This window comes from Streptomyces sp. NPDC101225 (assembly GCF_044767585.1).
Lineage (GTDB): Bacteria > Actinomycetota > Actinomycetes > Streptomycetales > Streptomycetaceae > Streptomyces.
Genome location: NZ_JBIWOE010000052.1, coordinates 34,574 through 53,081 on the forward strand (window position 1 = coordinate 34,574; position 18,508 = coordinate 53,081).

Annotated in this window: 18 protein-coding genes and 1 pseudogene; 10 read left to right on the plus strand and 9 right to left on the minus strand. The window is 73.8% G+C overall.

The features are described 5' to 3' along the window. Positions 1-104: 104 nt before the first annotated feature. Positions 105-851 carry a DUF4142 domain-containing protein gene (locus ACIRPX_RS40735; protein ID WP_404204988.1) on the minus strand — a complete coding sequence of 249 codons (747 nt, stop codon included), beginning with the start codon at positions 849-851 and terminating at the stop codon, positions 105-107. Positions 852-1,089: 238 nt separating this feature from the next. On the opposite strand from ACIRPX_RS40735, the gene ACIRPX_RS40740 reads away from it, so the two are divergent. Then, complete coding sequence (locus tag ACIRPX_RS40740) at positions 1,090-1,800, plus strand: DUF6445 family protein (RefSeq protein WP_404204990.1); 711 nt, start codon at positions 1,090-1,092, stop codon at positions 1,798-1,800. Positions 1,801-1,812: 12 nt separating this feature from the next. Here the strand turns inward: ACIRPX_RS40740 and ACIRPX_RS40745 are convergent, their stop codons facing one another. Continuing rightward, positions 1,813-2,181, minus strand: a complete 369-nt coding sequence (locus tag ACIRPX_RS40745; protein ID WP_404204992.1) for a DUF6479 family protein — start codon at positions 2,179-2,181, stop codon at positions 1,813-1,815. A gap of 201 nt (positions 2,182-2,382) precedes the next feature. Here ACIRPX_RS40745 and ACIRPX_RS40750 point away from each other — a divergent pair, with 201 nt between their 5' ends. Beyond that, entirely contained in the window at positions 2,383-2,796 is a 414-nt protein-coding gene (locus ACIRPX_RS40750; protein WP_404204994.1) for a luciferase family protein, read from the plus strand. A 62-nt stretch (positions 2,797-2,858) separates the two neighbouring features. Here the strand turns inward: ACIRPX_RS40750 and ACIRPX_RS40755 are convergent, their stop codons facing one another. Together ACIRPX_RS40755 and ACIRPX_RS40760 are read right to left on the minus strand one after the other, a co-directional pair. After that, entirely contained in the window at positions 2,859-3,701 is an 843-nt protein-coding gene (locus tag ACIRPX_RS40755) for a hypothetical protein (protein ID WP_404204996.1), read from the minus strand. Between the two features lie 210 nt (positions 3,702-3,911). After that, a pseudogene (locus ACIRPX_RS40760) lies at positions 3,912-4,973 on the minus strand (chitinase); the annotation flags it as partial. Between the two features lie 291 nt (positions 4,974-5,264). Here ACIRPX_RS40760 and ACIRPX_RS40765 point away from each other — a divergent pair. After that, a complete protein-coding gene (locus tag ACIRPX_RS40765) occupies positions 5,265-6,395 on the plus strand; it encodes a sugar ABC transporter substrate-binding protein (RefSeq protein ID WP_404205021.1) in 1,131 nt (376 codons plus the stop codon). A gap of 89 nt (positions 6,396-6,484) precedes the next feature. Next, complete coding sequence (locus tag ACIRPX_RS40770; protein ID WP_404204998.1) at positions 6,485-6,859, plus strand: DUF952 domain-containing protein; 375 nt, start codon at positions 6,485-6,487, stop codon at positions 6,857-6,859. A gap of 132 nt (positions 6,860-6,991) precedes the next feature. Here ACIRPX_RS40770 and narJ read toward each other — a convergent pair whose 3' ends face one another. Beyond that, the gene (gene narJ, locus ACIRPX_RS40775; protein WP_404205000.1) at positions 6,992-7,507 is read right to left on the minus strand and encodes a nitrate reductase molybdenum cofactor assembly chaperone; all 516 of its coding nucleotides are present in this window, start codon (positions 7,505-7,507) and stop codon (positions 6,992-6,994) included. A 995-nt stretch (positions 7,508-8,502) separates the two neighbouring features. On the opposite strand from narJ, the gene ACIRPX_RS40780 reads away from it, so the two are divergent. Together ACIRPX_RS40780 and ACIRPX_RS40785 are read left to right on the plus strand one after the other, a co-directional pair. Then, complete coding sequence (locus ACIRPX_RS40780; RefSeq protein ID WP_404205002.1) at positions 8,503-9,336, plus strand: inositol monophosphatase family protein; 834 nt, start codon at positions 8,503-8,505, stop codon at positions 9,334-9,336. 774 nt (positions 9,337-10,110) lie between these two features. Beyond that, positions 10,111-10,881, plus strand: coding sequence for an SDR family NAD(P)-dependent oxidoreductase (locus ACIRPX_RS40785; protein WP_404205005.1), 771 nt, complete (start codon positions 10,111-10,113; stop codon positions 10,879-10,881). 48 nt (positions 10,882-10,929) lie between these two features. Here ACIRPX_RS40785 and ACIRPX_RS40790 read toward each other — a convergent pair whose 3' ends face one another. After that, a complete protein-coding gene (locus ACIRPX_RS40790; protein ID WP_404205007.1) occupies positions 10,930-11,871 on the minus strand; it encodes a M56 family metallopeptidase in 942 nt (313 codons plus the stop codon). 38 nt (positions 11,872-11,909) lie between these two features. Further along, positions 11,910-12,299 carry a BlaI/MecI/CopY family transcriptional regulator gene (locus ACIRPX_RS40795; RefSeq protein ID WP_404205009.1) on the minus strand — a complete coding sequence of 130 codons (390 nt, stop codon included), beginning with the start codon at positions 12,297-12,299 and terminating at the stop codon, positions 11,910-11,912. Positions 12,300-12,397: 98 nt separating this feature from the next. On the opposite strand from ACIRPX_RS40795, the gene ACIRPX_RS40800 reads away from it, so the two are divergent. The 4 genes from ACIRPX_RS40800 to ACIRPX_RS40815 all read left to right on the plus strand — a co-directional run bounded on the left by ACIRPX_RS40800 (position 12,398) and on the right by ACIRPX_RS40815 (position 16,562). Beyond that, on the plus strand, positions 12,398-13,234 hold the full coding sequence (locus tag ACIRPX_RS40800) for an undecaprenyl-diphosphate phosphatase (protein WP_404205011.1): 837 nt from the start codon (positions 12,398-12,400) through the stop codon (positions 13,232-13,234). Between the two features lie 257 nt (positions 13,235-13,491). Beyond that, complete coding sequence (locus ACIRPX_RS40805) at positions 13,492-14,649, plus strand: MFS transporter (RefSeq protein WP_404205023.1); 1,158 nt, start codon at positions 13,492-13,494, stop codon at positions 14,647-14,649. Between the two features lie 27 nt (positions 14,650-14,676). Beyond that, a complete protein-coding gene (locus tag ACIRPX_RS40810; protein ID WP_404205013.1) occupies positions 14,677-15,558 on the plus strand; it encodes an MBL fold metallo-hydrolase in 882 nt (293 codons plus the stop codon). A 173-nt stretch (positions 15,559-15,731) separates the two neighbouring features. After that, the gene (locus ACIRPX_RS40815) at positions 15,732-16,562 is read left to right on the plus strand and encodes an alpha/beta fold hydrolase (RefSeq protein ID WP_404205015.1); all 831 of its coding nucleotides are present in this window, start codon (positions 15,732-15,734) and stop codon (positions 16,560-16,562) included. 15 nt (positions 16,563-16,577) lie between these two features. Here the strand turns inward: ACIRPX_RS40815 and ACIRPX_RS40820 are convergent, their stop codons facing one another. After that, a complete protein-coding gene (locus tag ACIRPX_RS40820; protein WP_404205017.1) occupies positions 16,578-16,910 on the minus strand; it encodes a putative quinol monooxygenase in 333 nt (110 codons plus the stop codon). 336 nt (positions 16,911-17,246) lie between these two features. Continuing rightward, positions 17,247-18,305, minus strand: coding sequence for a cation diffusion facilitator family transporter (locus tag ACIRPX_RS40825; protein ID WP_404205019.1), 1,059 nt, complete (start codon positions 18,303-18,305; stop codon positions 17,247-17,249). Positions 18,306-18,508 lie beyond the last annotated feature (203 nt).

Below are 18,508 nucleotides of genomic sequence, written 5' to 3' on the forward strand. Positions count from 1 at the left end.
ACCTGCGGTGAAGCGCGGGTAGTTCAATGGTGCATCACAATTTCGCGACATACGGAGAGGGCGGCTCCGCTCGCGCGGTGCCGCCCTGTCCCGCCGCCCCGCTCTCACCTCACCGTCGGGGTCGGACTGGCCGCCTGGCCGGACGGCTCGCCCGGCAGCACCGGCGGCCGGGTGGTGCTGTCGGCCGGCGCGGTGAGCACGACCTGCGGCTGGCCGCCCCCCGGGGGCGGCGGGGTCAGGTCCGTGGCGGGCAGCCTGGGCGGTGTCGTCTCCTGGAACAGCACCTGGTCGAAGTCGACCAGCCCCGTCTGCTCCATGACCGTGATGTGGTCCAGCACGGTCACGTTGGCCTGGTCGGCGAGCGTCCGTACCACGGAGTTCTCGGTCGTGGAGCGGACCTTGGCGATCGTGTTGAAGATCGAACCGTGCGTCACCCGCAGGATGTTGGCGAAGTCCGTGTCGAACTGCTTGCCCTGGTCCGCGGCGAGCGTCTTCACGAAGCCCTGCTGCTGCGGGCTCGCCTCGTTCGGGATCGTGATGTCGAGCATCGTGCTGATCTTGCGGCAGCTGGCGTCCAGCGCCGCGTGCCCGTCGATCAGGTGCTTGCTCGCGACCAGGACCGCCTTGCTCTGCCCCTTCTTCAGGCCCATCTGGCCGACCGGGTACTCCCACAGCCCGGCCGCGCGCACCTTGACCACGAAGTCCCGGTCCTGCTCCGTCAGCGGCCCCCACTGGGTCTGCGCGATGATCCGCGACCCCGAGCTCGACGTGGTGTTGACTCCGAGCATCGCGGGATACGCGAGCGCGGCCAGCGTCACGCTGAGGGCACCGCCCACGAAGAGACCTCCCATCGCATTCCGCGAAAAGCGCACCGTGCCTCCTGCCCGGTCGGGAGCCCGCCGGGGAGGGGCGGGCTCGGACGGAGGGGGATACGGACCGGTGGCGATGCGAAACCTTTTGATTGGGTAAAAACCTCGGGGTGTGAGGCTCGTCTCCCCGCCGCGGTTGACGAAACGTTGACCGTTTCCCGGGAGAGACGAGAGAGGGACGAGGGAGAGTCAAAACGAGGCCCGGACCTAGATTCGGGCCATGCCCCCACAGCTTCCACGGTCCCCGCGCCCCGGCCCGGGCCGGGCGGTCCCCGCCGCGCTTCCCGTCCTGCCCTACCGCAAGCCCACCAAGGGCCGCGACTACTGGGTCCTCGACGACGTCCTGCCCGACGCGGACGCCGTACGGGAGCGCTGTCTGGCCAGGGACGACTGGGTCAAGGGCTACCCGTACACCTCGGAGACCTGGCCGGGCCTGCGCACCATGCCGGGCCTGGAGCCCGCCGAACTCGCCCGCGTGGAAAGGCTGGTGAAGAAGGCGACCGGCGCCGCGGAGCTGTGGGTGCAGCGGGCTCCCGGCGGCGGCACGCTCAACCACAACTGTGTGCAGGTCGTCGGTGCGGGCGAGAGCGAGCCACGCCCGCACACCGACTCCCGCGCGCTGTGCAGGTACGCGGCGGTGCTGTACCTCAACCCCGGCGTCCCCAAGGACTGCGGGACCGCCTTCTACCGCCAGTCGCTGCCCGGCGGCCGGCTCGGCGGGAACGTCGTCCAGGCGCCGCACACCAACCTCGTCGAGGCGCTCGGCACGCGGTTCGTCGCGCCGGACGCCTTCGAGGAGGACGTGCGCGTCCCGCACCGGTACAACCGGCTGCTCCTGTACAACGCCAACATCGTGCACAGCGCGACGGGTTACTGCGGCAGCGCGCTGGAGGACAAGCGCATGACGGCGGTCTTCTTCTGGATGGCGTGAGGGACCGTCAGGTCACTGGCGCCCCGCGCCGCCACTGCCGAAGGAGCCGCTGGAGCCGGGCACCCAGCGCCGGCGGTGCTGATCCTTTCCCGTCCTCGTACTGGAGGAGTGGAGCTCGTAGGGCATCAGCCGGTCCCCGTTCTCCGCGAGCGGCACCTCGTCCGGCTCCCGCATCTCGCGCGACTCCCGGACGGGCCCGCTGTCGGGAAGGTGCGGCTGCTCTTCCGCCTTGGGCCGCGGGGACTCGCGGTCCATCTGACCCATACCCATCCGCACGGCCCACACGAGCGCGCCGACGATGATCAGGCCACCGACAAAAGCGGCAACCACGTTGAGTACGTCGCTCGACGTGGCCGCTACAACAAACGTCGCGGTACTCATGTCCCCATTATCGCGCAACGGGGCCGTTTGCGGAGTCCTGGGCGTTGTCGCAGCTCAGAGAAGGTACCGAAAGTCGGTGAAGAGCGTATTGCCGGGTACGTACCCGTCTGATCCGGTCTGTTCGAGGAGGGTGACGTCTCCTACGGGTTACGGATGCCGCAATCCCTGGTGTCCGGCCGGTGAGCGCCGCACCATGGGGCCATGACACCGGCCCAGAGAGCCATGACCCAGCTGGCGGAGTGGCCCGACCTCAGCCCGTGCGAGGCCGGCTGCGGCACGGGTCCGGCGCTGCGCTCCGCGCGGGACGAGATCGTGCACTTCCACTCCGACCGGGACGTGGACCTGCATCTGACCGCGCACGCGATCCAGCGCCTGCACTACGACTTCGCGGAGTCGACCGCCATCCGCCTGGTGCCGGGCTCGCGCTGGGTCACCGTCCACCTCGACTGCGAGGCCGACGTGGACCTGCTGCTCAGCCTGGTCAGCGTCGCCCTCAAGGCCCACCAGAACGGTCCGCTGCCCGCCGGACCGGCCACGGCCGTCTGCAACTTCCACCGGGTGACGGTGCTCGAACGCGGCGAGGACCCCGGGACGCACGGGACACCCGGAGGCTGACGGCGCCGGGCACCCGTGCTTCTCGCACCGGCCCCGGCGCGGGACGGGCCGGCCCCGGACGGTCAGCCCAGGCAGAGCAGCCCGAGCACGCACACCGATGACGGTGACGTCGCCGTCGGGGTGGTGTCCGGCTGCGAGGCGTTGGTGCCGGAGGAGTTCGGGCCGGACGTGTCCGACGAGGACGCGTCGGAGGAGGACGTGCCCGCCGAGGACGTGCCGCTGCCCGGGGTGGCGGACGGCGACGGCGTCGTGCCGCCGGTTCCGGCCGGCGTGCCCGACGTGCCGGACGCGGTGCCGGCGGCGGTGTGGGCGGTGGTCCGCGGCTGCGTCGTCGGCGCGGTGCGCGGCGCCGAGTAGGGCCGCGTGCGCTCAGACGCGGTGTGCGGCGCGTCCGGCGTCGCGGTGGTCCGCGGCTGCCGGGTGCCCGCCGCGGCCCCGCCGTCCGTGGCCGACGGCGCTCGGTGCTTGCCGGTGCCCGGCTGGGTGGCCGTCGGCACGGTGTACTGCTGCGCCGGCAGGTCCTGGTTGCCCGTGCTGGTGAGGTCCGGGGCCGTGGCGGCCTCGGCCCGGTGACCGGAGCCCTGCTCCAGCGTGGACACGGCCAGCCCGCCGCCGACGAGCGCGACGGTGGTGGCGAGCACGGCCTTGCGCCGGCTCTTCCTCCACCGCGCCCGCTGCCGGCGCCGTGCCGCCCGGCCCTCACCCGGGGGGAGGACCGCCTCGGCGGCCGGGGTCTTTGCGAAGGGCTCGAACGGGTGCGGCTCCGGCCGGGCCGGCCGCTGCGCGGCGACGGCGTCGAAGCCGCCGTGGTGGGTCACCGGTGCGATGTCCGGGGCGTAGGCACCGCAACCGGGGCACACCAGGGCGCCGTTGAGGTGCCGGCGGCACGAGGAGCAGTAGTCCATTCCGCTGTTTTCCTGACGGTCGCACGGGAAAGGTCGAACGGCGAGAACGGTAACGGCGGCTTCGGAAGACTGTGTGACCCCTGTGTGGTGCTCCTGCGCGGGTTCTCCGCGTACGGCGTGCCCGGCCCGCGAACCTCCTGGTCGGGGCCGGGCCGTCGGGTGACGTACCGGACCGTGGCGTTGCTCACGGTCATCGGGAGGTCAGTGGCGGGTGAACGGCGCGAAAGTGTGGCTGAAGTACCAGGTGTCCTGGGCGATCCCGGAGCAGGAGTTGGATCCGGCCATGCCCACGCAGCCGCCGTTGTCGCGCTGGAGCGCCCAGAACGACAGGGTGTTGATGCCCTGCCTCCGTGCCCACCTCTGGACCTTCACGGCGTCCTCGGTGGTGAAGGTCTCCTGCGGGCCGAAGTCGTCGATGCCGGGCATCTCGGTGACGCCGATCATGCGCCAGAGCTTCTGCGGCCTCTGCTTCGGGTACAGGGCGGCGAGTTGGTCCCGCAGGCCGGCCGCCGCCGTCTGCGTGTCGGCGGCCATGTCGTGCGTGGCGCCGTCCCAGTAGTCGAACGTCATGATGTTCACGACGTCCACGCGCGCTCCGTTGTCGACGGCGTCGCGCAGCAGGGCCACACCGTTCGGGGCGAGCCCGGTGGTCGTCGTGGGCAGGGTGTACGAGAACTGCACGTGCCGGCCGGTCCGTTCGGCCCAGCGCCGCACCTTGACGATGGCCTTGTTGCGCCGGTCGATCCCGGCGGCGTTGTTGATGGAGTCGGCCTCGATGTCCAGGTCGATCCGGGAGATCCCGTACGTCGTCACCAGGCTCTCGTAGACCTTGGCGATGGCGTCGACGCTGGTGCAGCTGTCGGCGAGCTCGGTGCCGGTGGTGTCCGCGCCGTAGCCGCCGAAGGACGGGATGACGTTGCCGCCGCGGGCCTGGATCCGCGCGATGTCCTTGCCGAAGGCCGACTTGGCGATCGGCAGGCTCTTGTCGCCGTTCCAGTAGGCGGTGCACGACCCGGGCGCGTCGGTCTGCAGGAACGCCATGGTCAGGTACTTGTTGCCGGAGGCGGCGGCGAGCGTGGCCGGGCTCTCGCCGGTCCAGGCCTCGAAGTAGGGCGCCGCCAGGTGGTCGGGCATGGCGTGCGCGCGGTGGGAGGCCGGGGCCGCGTCCGCGGCGAGCGCCCCACCTCCGCCCAGCGCGAGCAGTGCGGCGGACAGGCCGGTGACGGTGACACACGAGAGCAACGCGCGAAGTGCCGGACGAGGTCGTCTCATTGACGCTCCCACAGGGGCCGGAGGAAGGGGGGTGGGACGAGCGCCGCCCATCTTTGGCCTAGACCAATTGACTGTCAAGGTTCTTTACGGTTCCCTGACCGTGCGTCGGGGGTGCGCCTGCGGACATATCGGTGTCACCGGGCGCGCGATACCCGCCGGTTGGGGAGATTCCGTAGGAGGTTCGGGGGAGGACAACCGGATGTCTTGACGTGCTCTCCACGGACCCGTTGGCTCTTCGTCTCACCCGTGGCCCGCTCCTCCCCCATGCCCGGAAGGCACCAGCACGTGAAGATGCAGACCCCCCGCAGAACCGGCGCGCGCCGTCGCGCCGTACCCCTGATCGCCTCCGTGTCGGCGCTGCTGCTCGCCGGCTGCGGTGCCCTCGACAGCGTCGACGGCGGCGGGAGCTCCGCGAGCCCCGAGAAGGGGGACGACATCACGGTGGGGCTTCTGCTGCCGGACACCGACACGGCGCGTTTCGAGAAGTTCGACCGTCCCCTCATCACGCGGCGGGTCACCTCCCGCACCCACGGCAAGGGCAAGGTGCGCTACGCCAACGCCGGGTCCAGCGCAAAGACGCAGAGCAGGCAGTTCGCGCAGATGATCTCCGCCGGGACGGACGTGATCCTGGTGGACGCGGTGGACTCCAAGGCCATCGCCCCCGAGGTGCGCAAGGCCAAGGACGCCGGGATCCCGGTCATCGCCTACGACCGGCTCGCCGAGGGTCCGATCGACGGCTACGTCTCGCACGACAACGAACTCGTCGGCGAGGTGCAGGGGCGCGCGATCGTCGACGCGCTCGGCGACAAGGCCGCCACCAGCAAGATCGTGATGGTCAACGGCTCGCCCGCCGACCCCAACACGGCCCGCTTCCACGAGGGCGCGATCAGCGAACTGAAGGGCCGCGTGATCGTCGCCAAGTCGTACTACACCAAGGACTGGCTGCCCGAGGCCGCCAAGGCGAACATGCAGAAGGCCATCCGGTCCGTCGGGCTCGGTGACATCGCCGCCGTCTACTCGGCCAACGACGGCATGGCGGGCGCCGTCATCGACGCGCTCAAGGAGGCGGGCGTCCACAAGATGCCGCCCGTCACCGGCCAGGACGCCGATCTCGCGGCGGTGCAGCGGATCGTCGCGGGTGAGCAGCGGATGACCGTGTACAAGTCGTTCCTGCTGGAGGCGGCCGGCGCCGCGGACATGGCGGTGGCCAAGGTGCAGGGCAAGGCGATCGAGTTCGACGCGCTGGCCCAGGACTCGGTCGACAGCCCGACCGAGAAGTCGATCCCCGCGCAACTGGTCCCGGTGGTGGCCCTGACCAAGGACAACATCAAGGCCACGGTGATCAAGGACGGCGTCTACAGCGTGAAGGACATCTGCACCGCGCAGTACGCCGCCGACTGCGCGGCGATCGGTCTCCGGTAGCCGCCACGGGGCGCGAGGGGCCCGAAGGGCGCGAGGCCGGAGCCGTGCCGGTCGGGCCCGGCCGCCGGGCCTCGGCTATTTTCCGGGGCATGATCTATCACGTCGTGCCGGCCGCCGAGTGGTCCGCGGCTCCCGGGCAGCCGTACGCCCCCGCGTCCCTCGCCGAGGAGGGGTTCGTCCACTGCTCCCCCGACGAGGCGACCACGCTCGCCGTCGTCAACGCCTTCTACCGCGCCGCGCCCCGGCCGCTGCTCGCCCTGCTGATCGACGAGGCCCGGCTCACCGCGCCCTGCGTGTGGGAGGCGCCGTCCCCGGCACCCCCGCCGGGGGTCGCCGAGGGCACCCTGTTCCCGCACGTGTTCGGCCCCCTCGACCGCGCGGCCGTGGAGCACGTCCTGGTGGTCGGCTGGGACGGGCAGGGCCGGGCGACGGGGCTCGGGGAGGACGAGCGGAACGGCGGCTGACGGGGCCGCCGGGCGGGAGCGGGAGCGGGGTGGGGGAGTGGCCTCGACCGTGGCGCCAGGCGGTGCCGGTGACCGGCGCGCCCGCGGCGGGGCCGGGCCGGACGCCCTGCGGCGCGGTGCCCAGGCGCCTGGTCACGGACGTGCTCCCTCGCCGAGGGTGGCGCGCACGGCGCGGATCACGTCGAGATAGGGGCTGCCCTCGGCGGCGAGGCCCGCGGCGAGCAGGGCCAGGGCGCCGCGGTGCTCGTGCAGCACGGCGTGGCCCGCGGCCGGGCAGCGTGCCGCGAACTCCAGGACGGCCGGGAGGTGGTCGGGCGGCTCACCGCCGGTCGGCTCCCAGCCGTAGTGCCGGTAGCGGTCCTCCAGCGCGGCGAGCGAGGCGCCCCGGCGCCGGGGGTCGCCGGCGGCGTAGTGGGTCAGGTGCAGGGTGCGCCGGCGGCTGCGGTCGAACGTGGTGACGTACTGGGCGGCGAGGTCGAGCAGCGGGACGTCGGCGGTGCGCCGGCAGAACCGCCGCAGCGACTCGGTCGCCGGGCCGGACAGCCCGCCGATCGACTCCAGCACCAGGGCGCGGTGCGCGGGCCAGCGCTGGTCGGGGTAGCTCAGGAGCAGGGACGCCGCCTGGTGGACGGCTCGGTGCTGGTTCATCGCGGCCCTGCGGCCTTCCGGTCGGGGAACGGTCCGGGGGGCCGGCCGCGGCCGTTCCGGTCGAGCAGGTGCGGCCGGACGCCCGGCGGACCGGCGCACAGGCCGCAGAGAACGCGCCTCACGACGCCGGCCACCGGCATGTGGCGGGGACGGGCTGTGTGTGGGGCGGTGGGTGTGTGGCGGGCGCGGGCTGTGTGTGGGGCGGTGGGTGTGTGGCGGGCGCGGGCTGTGTGTGGGGCGGTGGGTGTGTGGCGGGCGCGGGCTGTGTGTGGGGTCACCGGGGTGTGGCGGGCGCGGGCTGTGTGTGCGGCGGTCGGCATGTGGCAGGCACCGGTCGTGTGTGCGGGGATCGGCGCCGGGGGCGGCGCGAACCAGGTGCGGGGCTCCGGCTCGTGGGCCGCGCTCGCGTGGACGCGGGTGGCGGCGGCTTCCCGGGCGCCGTCCTCGCCGATGCGGACCACGCCGCCTCCGCCGCGCGCCCGGCACGGGATCGCCGGGCCGGGCGCGGGCCTCGCGGCATCACTCCACCAGGACGCCTCGCGCATGCGGATGGCGCACGCGTGCCGGCGCGTACCCGCACCGGGAGAAGGACGCGCCGCACGGGCGGCCGCGCGGCCCGCCTCCGGGCCGGTCGGGGCCCGTCGGCGGGTGGTCCGGTGCCGTCCGCCCGCTTCCGGCGGCCGACCGGCGGCCGGACCCGCCGCTCCGTCCGCTCCCCGCGGGGCTCCGCGCCGTCCCACCCGCATCCACTCCCTACGCCTGGCGATTCCGCTGCTGCCAGCGTCGGGCATCGGTGACACGGTGAAGCCGGGTGACCGCTCGCTGTTGAGGGTCTCTATACGGAGATTTTCTTGGCCTTTGCACTGATCGCGCCCGGCACCCCGCGCCGTGGCGGCCACCCTGGGCGCCGGCCGCGCGTTCGCCCGCGCATGTTCACCTGGGCCTGACACGATCGCGACGTTCGGCCATGACGCGGAAGGGTGTGGTGAGGCGCGGTGCCGGAGCATGACGCGAACGGGGACCTGGACCTGGACCTGGAACGGGCGCTGGAGGTCGCGACCGGGCTGGCGGCCTGGGCCGTGGAGACGATCCGGCGTCCGCGCTCCCCCGCCACCGCGACCGACGTGCGGGAGAAGGACGGTCCCGCGGACATCGTGACCGACACGGACGAGGCCGTGGAGGCGCATGTCCGCGAGCGGCTCGGCCGCGCCTTTCCCGGGCACGGGATCGTGGGCGAGGAGTACGGCGGGACACAGGGCGCCCCGGGCGCCCCGCACTGGGTGATCGACCCGGTCGACGGCACGACCAACTACGCCCACGGCATCGGCTGGTGCTCCTTCTCCCTGGGCCTCGCGGCGCCCGACGGCACGCCGCTGCTCGGCGTGGTCGCCGACCCGTGGCGGGGCGAGACGTTCACGGCGGTCCGCGGCGGCGGAGCGTTCCACGACGGCACCCCCGTCCGGGCCGCGGACCACGCCACCCTCACGGGCCATGTCTTCATGACCGAATGGGCGGCCCACGCCCACTGGCCGGGCATGGACGCGCTCCTGACCGCCCTCGCGGACCGCCACTGCACGGTCCGGGTGATGGGCTCCACGGCCCTGTCCCTGGTCCAGGTGGCGGCGGGCCGCGCCACCGCCGCGGCGATCGGCGCCTTCCACGCCGTCGACGGCCTGCCGGCCCTGCTCATCGCCCAGGAGGCGGGTGCCGTGGCCCTCCCCGAACTCCCGGCCCACGACGAGCCGTTGCTCCTGGCGGCACCGGGCGCGGCGGCGGAGGCGGCGGCGCTGTGGCACCGGTCGCGGGAGGCATCCCGCCGGGCGAGGTGACCGGGCCGGGCGCGAATCCGGTGCGGGCCCGGTGCGAGCCCGGTACGCGTGGGGGCACGGCCGCCGGCCCCACACCCGTGGCGCCGCCCGCACCGCCGCCCCAGGAAGGGCCGTTGCCGCCGACGGCACCAGGCGGGCCCCGGGCCCCGCTCGGGCCCGTACCGCCGCCCCGCGCTCGCCCCCGTCGCCGGGACGTGCCCGACGTCCGCGTCGAGCGCTGCCCTCCGGCGGACCGGACCCCGTCGGCGACATGGCGGTGACGTCCGGACGCCGGCCGGCGGGGCCCTGACCGTGGCCGTGCGCGCCGCGCGCGGGGGCGCGAGGCCGTTTCGTGCCGCGAGCGCGAGCGCGAGCGCTGGCACCGGCACCGGCACTGGCACCGGCACCGGCACTGGCGCGGGCACCGGCACCGGCACTGGCGCGGGCACCGGCACTGGCGCTGGCACCGGCACCGGCACTGGCGCGGGCACCGGCACCGGCGCTGGCGCCACAGGCGGGCTGCCGTTGTCACGGGCGCGTCGGCTCGCCGCGGTCGCGCGCACCGGGGCGGGAGCGTCCGGCCGGGAGGAACCGGGGGCCCGGCGGGCGGTGGCCGTCCTGGCGTGCGTGGCGCCCGGTGGTCACGTGCGGCCGCCGCGGCCAGGAATCCGCCGCGGCCGGCCGGCCGCGGCCCCATCGGCTCCCTCCCCTTTCTGGACTTGCCGGTCCATTTTCTGCGGCGCACAGTGGGCCGCGACGTCCCGGCACTGCGCAACGGACAAGGGAGAGCACAGCATGAGTGAACGACTGCGGAACAAGACGGCCCTGGTCACGGGCTCGACCAGCAACATCGGCCGGGCGATCGCGGAGGTGTTCGCCGCCGAGGGGGCACACGTCGTCGTGTCCGGCCGCCACCGCGAACGCGGGACACGGGTCGTCGAGGGAATCCGGGCGGGCGGCGGCCGCGCCGACTTCCTCGTCGCCGACCTCGACGGCAGCGAGGAGGCGTCCCGGGACCTCGCCGAGCGGGCCCGCGAGACGCTGGGCGGGCGGATCGACATCCTGGTCAACAACGCCGGCGTCTACCCGGCCCCCGGCACCGCCGCCACCGACGAGAAGACCTTCGACCAGGTCTACGGCGTCAACGTCAAGGCGCCCTTCTTCCTCACCGCGGCCGTCGTCCCGGCCATGGCGGAGGCCGGCGGCGGTGCGGTCGTCAACCTCGGCTCCTGGATCGCGCGCCTCGGCGTACCGCTCGGCGCGCTCTACAGCTCCACCAAGGGCGCCATGGAGACGCTCACCCGCGCCTGGGCCGCGGAGTTCGGCCCGATGGGCGTGCGCGTGAACGCCGTCTCGCCGGGCGTGATCCTGCCGCCGTCCCCGGAGGGCACCGAGCCCCACCCCGGCGAGGTCATGATGAAGGGCACCCCGGCCGGCGAGGTAGGCACCCCGGACGCCGTCGCCCACGCCGTGCTCTGGCTGGCCAGTGACGAGGCGGCCTTCGTGCACGGCACCGTGGTGGACGTCGACGGCGGCCGGACGGGGGTCGCCGTCATCGCCGCGTAGCGCGGGCCCCCCGGCCCGGCCGCCGGACGGCGCCGCCGTGCGACGGCGTCACCGGACCCCGACGCCCTCCAGCAGGGTGTGCAGGTCGTGCGCCGCCTCGGCGGTGGCCAGGGTCGCCGCGGCCAGGACGGCGGCGGTGGCGGTGGCGAGGACGGGGTGGCGCCGCAGCGGAGGCGCGAGGAGGGCGGCGACGCGGCGCGGCACGGGGCCCGCCGTCGCCAGGGGGTTGCGGCGACCGAGGAGGCCCAGGGCGGCGCTCGTGACGCGGGCGCGGATCGGGGTGCGCCGGGCCGCCAGGGCGGCCTTGCCGACGGTGCGGGCGACCTGCTTCCGGTCACCGGAGGCGGCCGCCGCCCGCTCGTCCGCCCAGCGCTCGATCGTGTAGGTGACGGCGGTGGCCAGCGGCCGCATCAGCGGGTTCGCGGCGGCGCCGAGCTGGGCCAGGGCGACGAAGGCGTAGTGGTGGCAGGACAGATGGGCCCGCTCGTGCGCGAGCAGGATGTCGTGCTCGGTCTCGTCCAGGGTGTGCAGCATGCCGGTGGAGACCACGATCCGCCCGGGCAGGCCGGGCAGCGCGTAGGCGTCGGGGGCCTCGTCCTCCACCACGACCAGGCCGTTGCGCTCGGGCATGCAGGCGGCGTCCACCGCCGCGGCGGCCAGCGTGCGGGCGCGGCGCCAGAGCATCCGGGCGGCCGCGAGCACCGCGCCGCCGAGCAGCAGTCCCGCGGCGAGGGCGATCGACAGCTCGGTCGGATCGTCGCGCTGCGCGCTCGGGGCGGACCAGTGGCCGAGCCCGGCGATCAACGGGAAGCGGATCAGGCCGGTGACGGCCAGCAGCCCCAGGGAGACCGTGCTCGCCGCACCCAGGACCAGCGACGCGGCGGTGAGCAGCCAGGTCGCCAGGCGGGGCTCGCAGCGCTCGGACAGCGGCCGCGCACCGAACGGGGCGAGCAGCGAGAGCAGCAGCGGCACGTAGACGGCGATACGCATCCGGCGGGCCCTTCCTGTTTCTCCTGTCCGGACCGCGCCTACTGTCCGGGGTGCTGGCCGGGGTCGAGCAGCTGGCGCAGCAGGTCGGCGTCGTGGTCGGACAGCTCGTCCGCGAAACGGGCGAGGACGGCCTCCCGGTCGGACCGCTCCTCGAGAACTGTACGCATACGCCGGGCGGCGAACCCCGCGTCGTCGGTCACCGGGGCGTAGGCGAACGCCCTCCCGCGCGCGTTGCGCCGGAGCACGCCCTTGGTGTGCATGCGGGTGAGGATCGTCACCACGCTGCTGTACGTCAGCTCGCCGCCGAGGAGGTCGGTCACCTCGCCCGGGGTCAGCGCGGCCTCCGCCTGCTGGAGCAGGCCGAGGATCTGGGTCTCGCGGACACCGTTCGCCCGTTTCGGGCCCCGTCCGTGTGTGTCGGCCGCCATGGGATTTTGTGGTTCTCCGGTTCGTCTTCTACAGTCGTGTAGAACTTCTACGATCGTGTAAAAGCTCCCGCCTCCCCGAGTGTGCCATTGGACCGCCCATGAGTGCCATCAGCATCGGTCAAGCCGTCTTCCTCGGCGTCGTCGAGGGGGTGACCGAGTTCCTGCCCGTGTCCTCGACCGGGCATCTGAAGATCACCGAGGGGCTGATGGGCATCCCCGTGGACGACAGCTCCGTGGTCGGCTTCACCGCCGTCATCCAGGTCGGCGCGATCGCCGCCGTGCTCGTGTACTTCTTCAAGGACATCGTGCGGATCGTCTCCGCCTGGGGCCGGGGCCTCGCCGACAAGGAGGAGCGCTACCACCACGACTACAAGTTCGCCTGGTGGGTCATCTACGCCACGATCCCGATCGTGATCGTGGGTCTGGCGGCCAAGCCGCTGATCGAGGGGCCGCTGGCCTCGCTGTGGGTGGTGGCGGCCTCGCTGATCGTAGGGTCGGGCGTGATGTGGGCGGCCGACCAGATGGGCCGGCACAAGCGCGGTGAGGACGACACCACCTTCAAGGACGCGATGCTGGTGGGCTCTTCGCAGATCCTGGCGCTGCTCTTCCCGGGCTTCTCCCGCTCCGGTGCGACGATGTCCACCGCGCTGATCCTGGACCTGGACCGGGTGGCGGCCACCCGGCTGTCGTTCTTCCTCGGCATCCCGGCCCTGACCGGCGCCGGCCTGTACGAACTCAAGGACGCCGTGGGCGCCGGCGTGGGCGCCGCGCCGCTCGCCGTGGGCACGGCGGTCTCCTTCGTGGTCGCCTACGCCTCCATCGCCTGGCTGCTGAAGTTCGTCGCCAAGCACTCCTTCAACGCCTTCGTGGTCTACCGGATCGTCGTGGGAGTGGCGCTGCTGGGGCTGCTGGCGACGGGGGCGCTCGATGTGTGAGGGCGGTCCCCGGGCCGCTGCCGCGGAGGTGACGCCTGCTCCCTTCGGCACTCCGGAGGGCGCGGCACCGACGGGTGCCGCGCGCGTGCGGTGTGCGGCGGCCTGACGGCGCGCGACGTCCCCGAAGCCCCGCGCAGGGCCGCGGCCGGCCGGGACGGCGCGGACCGGGTGTCCGCGCCGCCGCACGCCCCGACGGAGGACGACCGATGAGCCGGGAGGGCCGAACGGCCACCGCGAAGCCCGCCCCGGCGCGGCAGATGTGGCCCCTGTACGCCGCCGGGTTCACGACCGCCTTCGGCGCGCACGGCGTCGCCGCGAGCCTCGGCGCCGACGCCGAGGGCGCCGTCACCTCGCTGCTCGTGCTCGGCGGGCTTTTGGCCCTGTACGACGGCGCCGAGGTGCTCCTCAAGCCGGTCTTCGGCAGCCTCGCCGACCGCGTCGGCGCCCGCCCCGTCCTGCTCGGCGGGCTCGCCGCGTTCGCCGTGGCGTCCGGGCTGTACGCCGTCGCCGGCAGCCCGGGCTGGCTGTGGGCCGCCCGCCTCGGCCAGGGCGCCGCGGCCTCCGCCTTCTCCCCCTCGGCCTCGGCGCTGGTCGCCCGGCTCAACCCGGCCGCCAAGCACGGGCGGGCGTTCGGCAGTTACGGCTTCTACAAGTCGATCGGCTACACGCTGGGCCCGCTGCTCGGCGGCGTCCTGGTGTGGGCCGGCGGCCTGCGGCTGCTGTTCGCCGTCCTCGCGGTACTCGGCGCCGCCGTCGCCGTGTGGGCCGTCCTCGCCGTACCCGTCGTACCCCCGCTCCCCAAGGCCCGGCAGACGGTCCTCGACCTCGCCCGGCGCCTTGCCGACGCGTCGTTCCTCGTCCCGACGGCCGCGCTCGCGGCGGCGACCGCGGCGCTGTCGGTCGGTGTCGGCTTCCTGCCGGTCTCCGGCCGCACCGCCGGGCTCGGCACCGTCGCGACCGGCGCGGCCGTGTCGCTGCTCGCGGCCTGCGCGGCCGTGGTCCAGCCGCGGTCGGGCCGCGCACTGGACGCCGGGCGGCTCACCACCCGTTCCGGACTGACCGCGGGCCTGCTGATCACGGCGGCGGGCCTGGCCTGCGCCATGCTGCCCGGTCCGACCGGCATCCTGGTGGGCGCGGCCCTCATCGGCGCCGGCACGGGCCTGATCACCCCCCTGGGCTTCGCCGCCCTGGCCTCCGCCACCCCGCGCGAACGCCTCGGCCAGACGATGGGCGCCGCCGAACTGGGCCGCGAACTGGGCGACGCGGGCGGCCCGCTGCTCGTCGCCGCCGTGGCGGCGCCGACGACGCTCACCCACGGATACGCCGTGCTGGCCGCGCTCGTCGCCGTCGGCCCGCTGGTGGGACTGGTGCTCCGGCGTCCCAACTCGCCGGGCCCGCCCACCGGTTCGCCCTAGCGCCGGCACCCGGGGAGAATCGGTCCCATGCCCAGTGCCCCCACCCCCTCCTGGACCGTCGGCGGCAGTACCGTCCACCGCATCGACGAGACACCCCTGCCGCCCGGGACCGGCCCCTGGCTGCTGCCCGACGCCACCCCCGACGTGGTGCACCGGCACGGCTGGCTGCGCCCCCACTTCGCCGACGGGGCCGGCACCCTGCGGCTCCACAGCCACAGCTTCGCCTTCGAGGCGGGTGGTCTGCGCGTCCTCGTCGACACCGGCATCGGCAACGGCAAGACCCGCGCCAACCCGGCCTGGCACGACCTGCGCACCGGCTACCCCGACCACCTCGCCGCCGCCGGATTCCCCCCGGACACCGTGGACCTGGTGATCCTGACCCATCTGCACACCGACCACGTCGGCTGGAACACCCGCGAGGCCGACGGCGTGTGGGTCCCCACCTTCCCCAACGCCCGCTACGTCACCGCCCGTACCGAGCGCGCCTTCTGGGCCGGGTGGGCCATGGACGAGCCACGACGGCAGATGTTCGACGACTCGGTGGTCCCGGTCGAGGAGGCGGGGCTGCTGGATCTCGTGGACGTGGCCCCCGAGGGCACCGAACTGACCCCCGGCGTACGGCTGTTGCCGACCCCCGGCCACACGCCGGGCCACATCGCCGTGGAGCTGAGCGGCGGCGCCGGGGGAAACGCGCTGATCACGGGCGACTGCATCCACCACCCCGTCCAGTTCGCGCATCCCGGCATCGGCTCCTGCGTGGACATCGACCCGGAGCAGTCCGAGCGGACGCGCCGCGCCCTGCTCGGCAGGCTGGCCGGCACGGACACCCTCGTGCTGGGCACGCACTTCCCGCCGCCCACGGCCGGCCGCGTGGTCGCGGACCAGGACTCCTACCGCCTGCTGCCGTAGGCGGCCGCGGACGCAATGCGGGGGGAGGAGGCGCTTGCGGATGTGCCCCATCCGCCGCCCGCGTAACCTGGTCCGGGTACTTCGGACCGCGCCCCAGGGCGTGCATTCGTCACTCCCGCATGCCTCCGCACTCCCGTCGCCGGGGCATGCCCGGACGAAGCGGAGGATCTGCGATGGGTACAGTCACCACCGACGACGGCACCAGCATCTTCTACAAGGACTGGGGGCCGCGCGACGGCCGGCCGATCGTCTTCCACCACGGGTGGCCACTGAGCGCCGACGACTGGGACAACCAGATGTTGTTCTTCCTCGCGCACGGCTACCGCGTCATCGCCCACGACCGCCGTGGACACGGCCGCTCGAGCCAGTCGGCCACCGGCCACGAGATGGACACCTACGCCGCCGACGTCATGGCGCTCACGGACGCGCTCGACCTCAAGGACGCCTGCCACATCGGCCATTCCACCGGCGGCGGCGAGGTCGCCCGCTACGTCGCCCGCGCCAAGCCGGGACGCGTCGCGAAGGCGGTGCTGGTGAGCGCCGTCCCGCCCGTCATGGTCAAGTCGGAGTCCAACCCGGGCGGCCTGCCCATCGAGACCTTCGACGCCTTCCGCGAGGCCCTCGCCGCCAACCGCGCCCAGTTCTACATCGACGTCCCCTCGGGCCCGTTCTACGGCTTCAACCGCCCCGGCGCGAAGGTCTCGCAGGGCCTGATCGACAACTGGTGGCGCCAGGGCATGACGGGTGCGGCCAACGCCCACTACGAATGCATCAAGGCGTTCTCCGAGACCGACTTCACGGAGGACCTCAAGCAGATCGGCGTCCCGGTCCTCGTCTGCCACGGAACCGACGACCAGGTCGTCCCGTACGAGGACTCGGCACCCCTGACGGCCGCGCTCCTCAAGAACGGCACCCTCAAGACCTACGAAGGCCTCCCGCACGGGATGCTCTCCACCGACCCGGACGTCCTCAACCCGGACATCCTGGCGTTCCTGCGGTCCTGAACGGCGCCGGCCGGGTCAGCCCTGATCCGGCACGGCCATCTCTCCCAGCTCGGACCAGCCCTCCTGCTCGACGGTCGTGTTGACGATGCGCGGGGTCTCCGCGAGGTAGGGGGGCAAGGTCCTGCGGGCGGTCCGGAAGTGCTCGGACCGCACGTGGGCGGCGCCCGCCTCGTCGTCCCGGAAGGCCTCCACGAGGACGTACTCGGCCGGGTCGTCGAGGCTGCGGGACCAGTCGAACCAGAGGCAGCCGGGCTCGGCGCGGGTCGCCTCGGTGAAGGCGGCGGAGATCCGCGGCCACTGGTCCGCGTGCTCGGGGCGGACGCGGAACTTCGCGGTGATGAAGATCATCTGTGGGCTCCTCGGCGGGTCGGTTCGGGTCGGGGCACCAGGATCGCGCGTCCGCGGACCCGCTGCCGCGCGGCGCGGAGCACGAGCCCGCGCGGGTCGTCGCGGCGGCCCGGCGAAGTGGACGACGGTCCCGGCGCCCTGACCGCCCGCGAGGCCCGGCACCTCGTCCGCCTGCCTCCCGTCCGCGACGCCCCCGTGGCCGCCCCCGTGGCCGGCGCCGGCGATCCCGGCCGCGGCGAGCGCCTCCCGCATCCGGATGCCGGTGCGGCCGGGGCCCGCCGGCACCGGTCACGACGCACCGGTCCGCCGGGCGGCCGTGCGTGCGGCTGCCGGAGGTCAGTGCTCGTGGGGGCCCGGGCGGTGGACGGGACCGTGGGCGTCGTCGCAGTGGTCGACGGCGTCGGCGGTCGGTGCGGTGATCTGCAGCAGCTCCGCCGATCCCGCGTCCTCGCCGAGGTGGTCGACCTGGAGGGTGGTGTGGGTGATGCCGTACTCGTGCTCCAGGAGCTTCTCCAGGTCGCGGCGGACGGCGTGGCAGTCGCCGCCGGGTTCGACCAGGACGTGGGCCGAGAGGGCGGGCTGGCCGGAGGTGATCTGCCAGACGTGCAGGTCGTGGACCTCGACCACGGCCGGCTGCGCGACGAGGAGGTCGCCCACCTGGTCGGGGTCCATGCCGGCGGGGGCGGCCTCCAGGAAGATCCGCCCGGACTCGTGCAGCAGCCCGTACCCGGCCTTCACCATGAGGACGACGACCACGAGGGTGGCGATGGGGTCGGCGCGGTCGAAGCCGGTCAGCACGACGACCAGGGCGGCGATCGCGGTGCCGAGGAAGGCGAACAGGTCGTTGAGGATGTGCTGGTAGGCGCCCTCGACGTTGAGGGAGGAGCGGTTCGCCCGGGACAGGCACCAGGTGGCGACCAGGTTCACGGCGATGCCGGCGAGCGCGGTGGCCAGCATCAGCCCGCCCTCGACCTGCGGCGGCGAGATCAGGCGGCGTACCGCCTCGTACGCCAGCCACGCCCCGAGCAGCAGCAGCGTCAGGCCGTTCGCCTGCGCCGAGAGGATCTCCGCCCGCTTGAGCCCGTAGGTGAAGCCGCCGCGGGCCGGGCGCGCGGCGAGCCGCATCGCGATCAGCGCGAGCACGATGGACGCGGCGTCGGTCAGCATGTGCGCCGCGTCGGAGATCAGGGCCAGGGAGCTGGCGATGACGCCGACGGTGACCTCGCCCGCCATGAAGACGGTGATGAGGGTGAGCGCGATGCCGAGCCAGCGGCGGTCGGCGTCCGCCGACACGCCGTGGGCGTGCCCGGCGTGGCCGCCCGCGCCGTGCCCGTGGCCCTGCCCGCCGGGACCGTGATCGTGCCCGGCGTCGTGACCGTGGTCGTGCTCGCTCATGCCCTGTGCCCTCCCCCTCGCGACGGATCCTCCGAGCGCAGTGAAACGCATCGAGAGGGCAATCGCCAAAGGCTGCACCGGTGACCGTTGTCATCTCCGTTAACGCCGCTCTGACGCGTAAATAGCGGCAGGTCAGTGTGGGTGTGGGCAGGTCTGAGTGCCCGGTGGCCGTGGTGGTCGCCGGTGTCCTGGCTCTGGCCGGT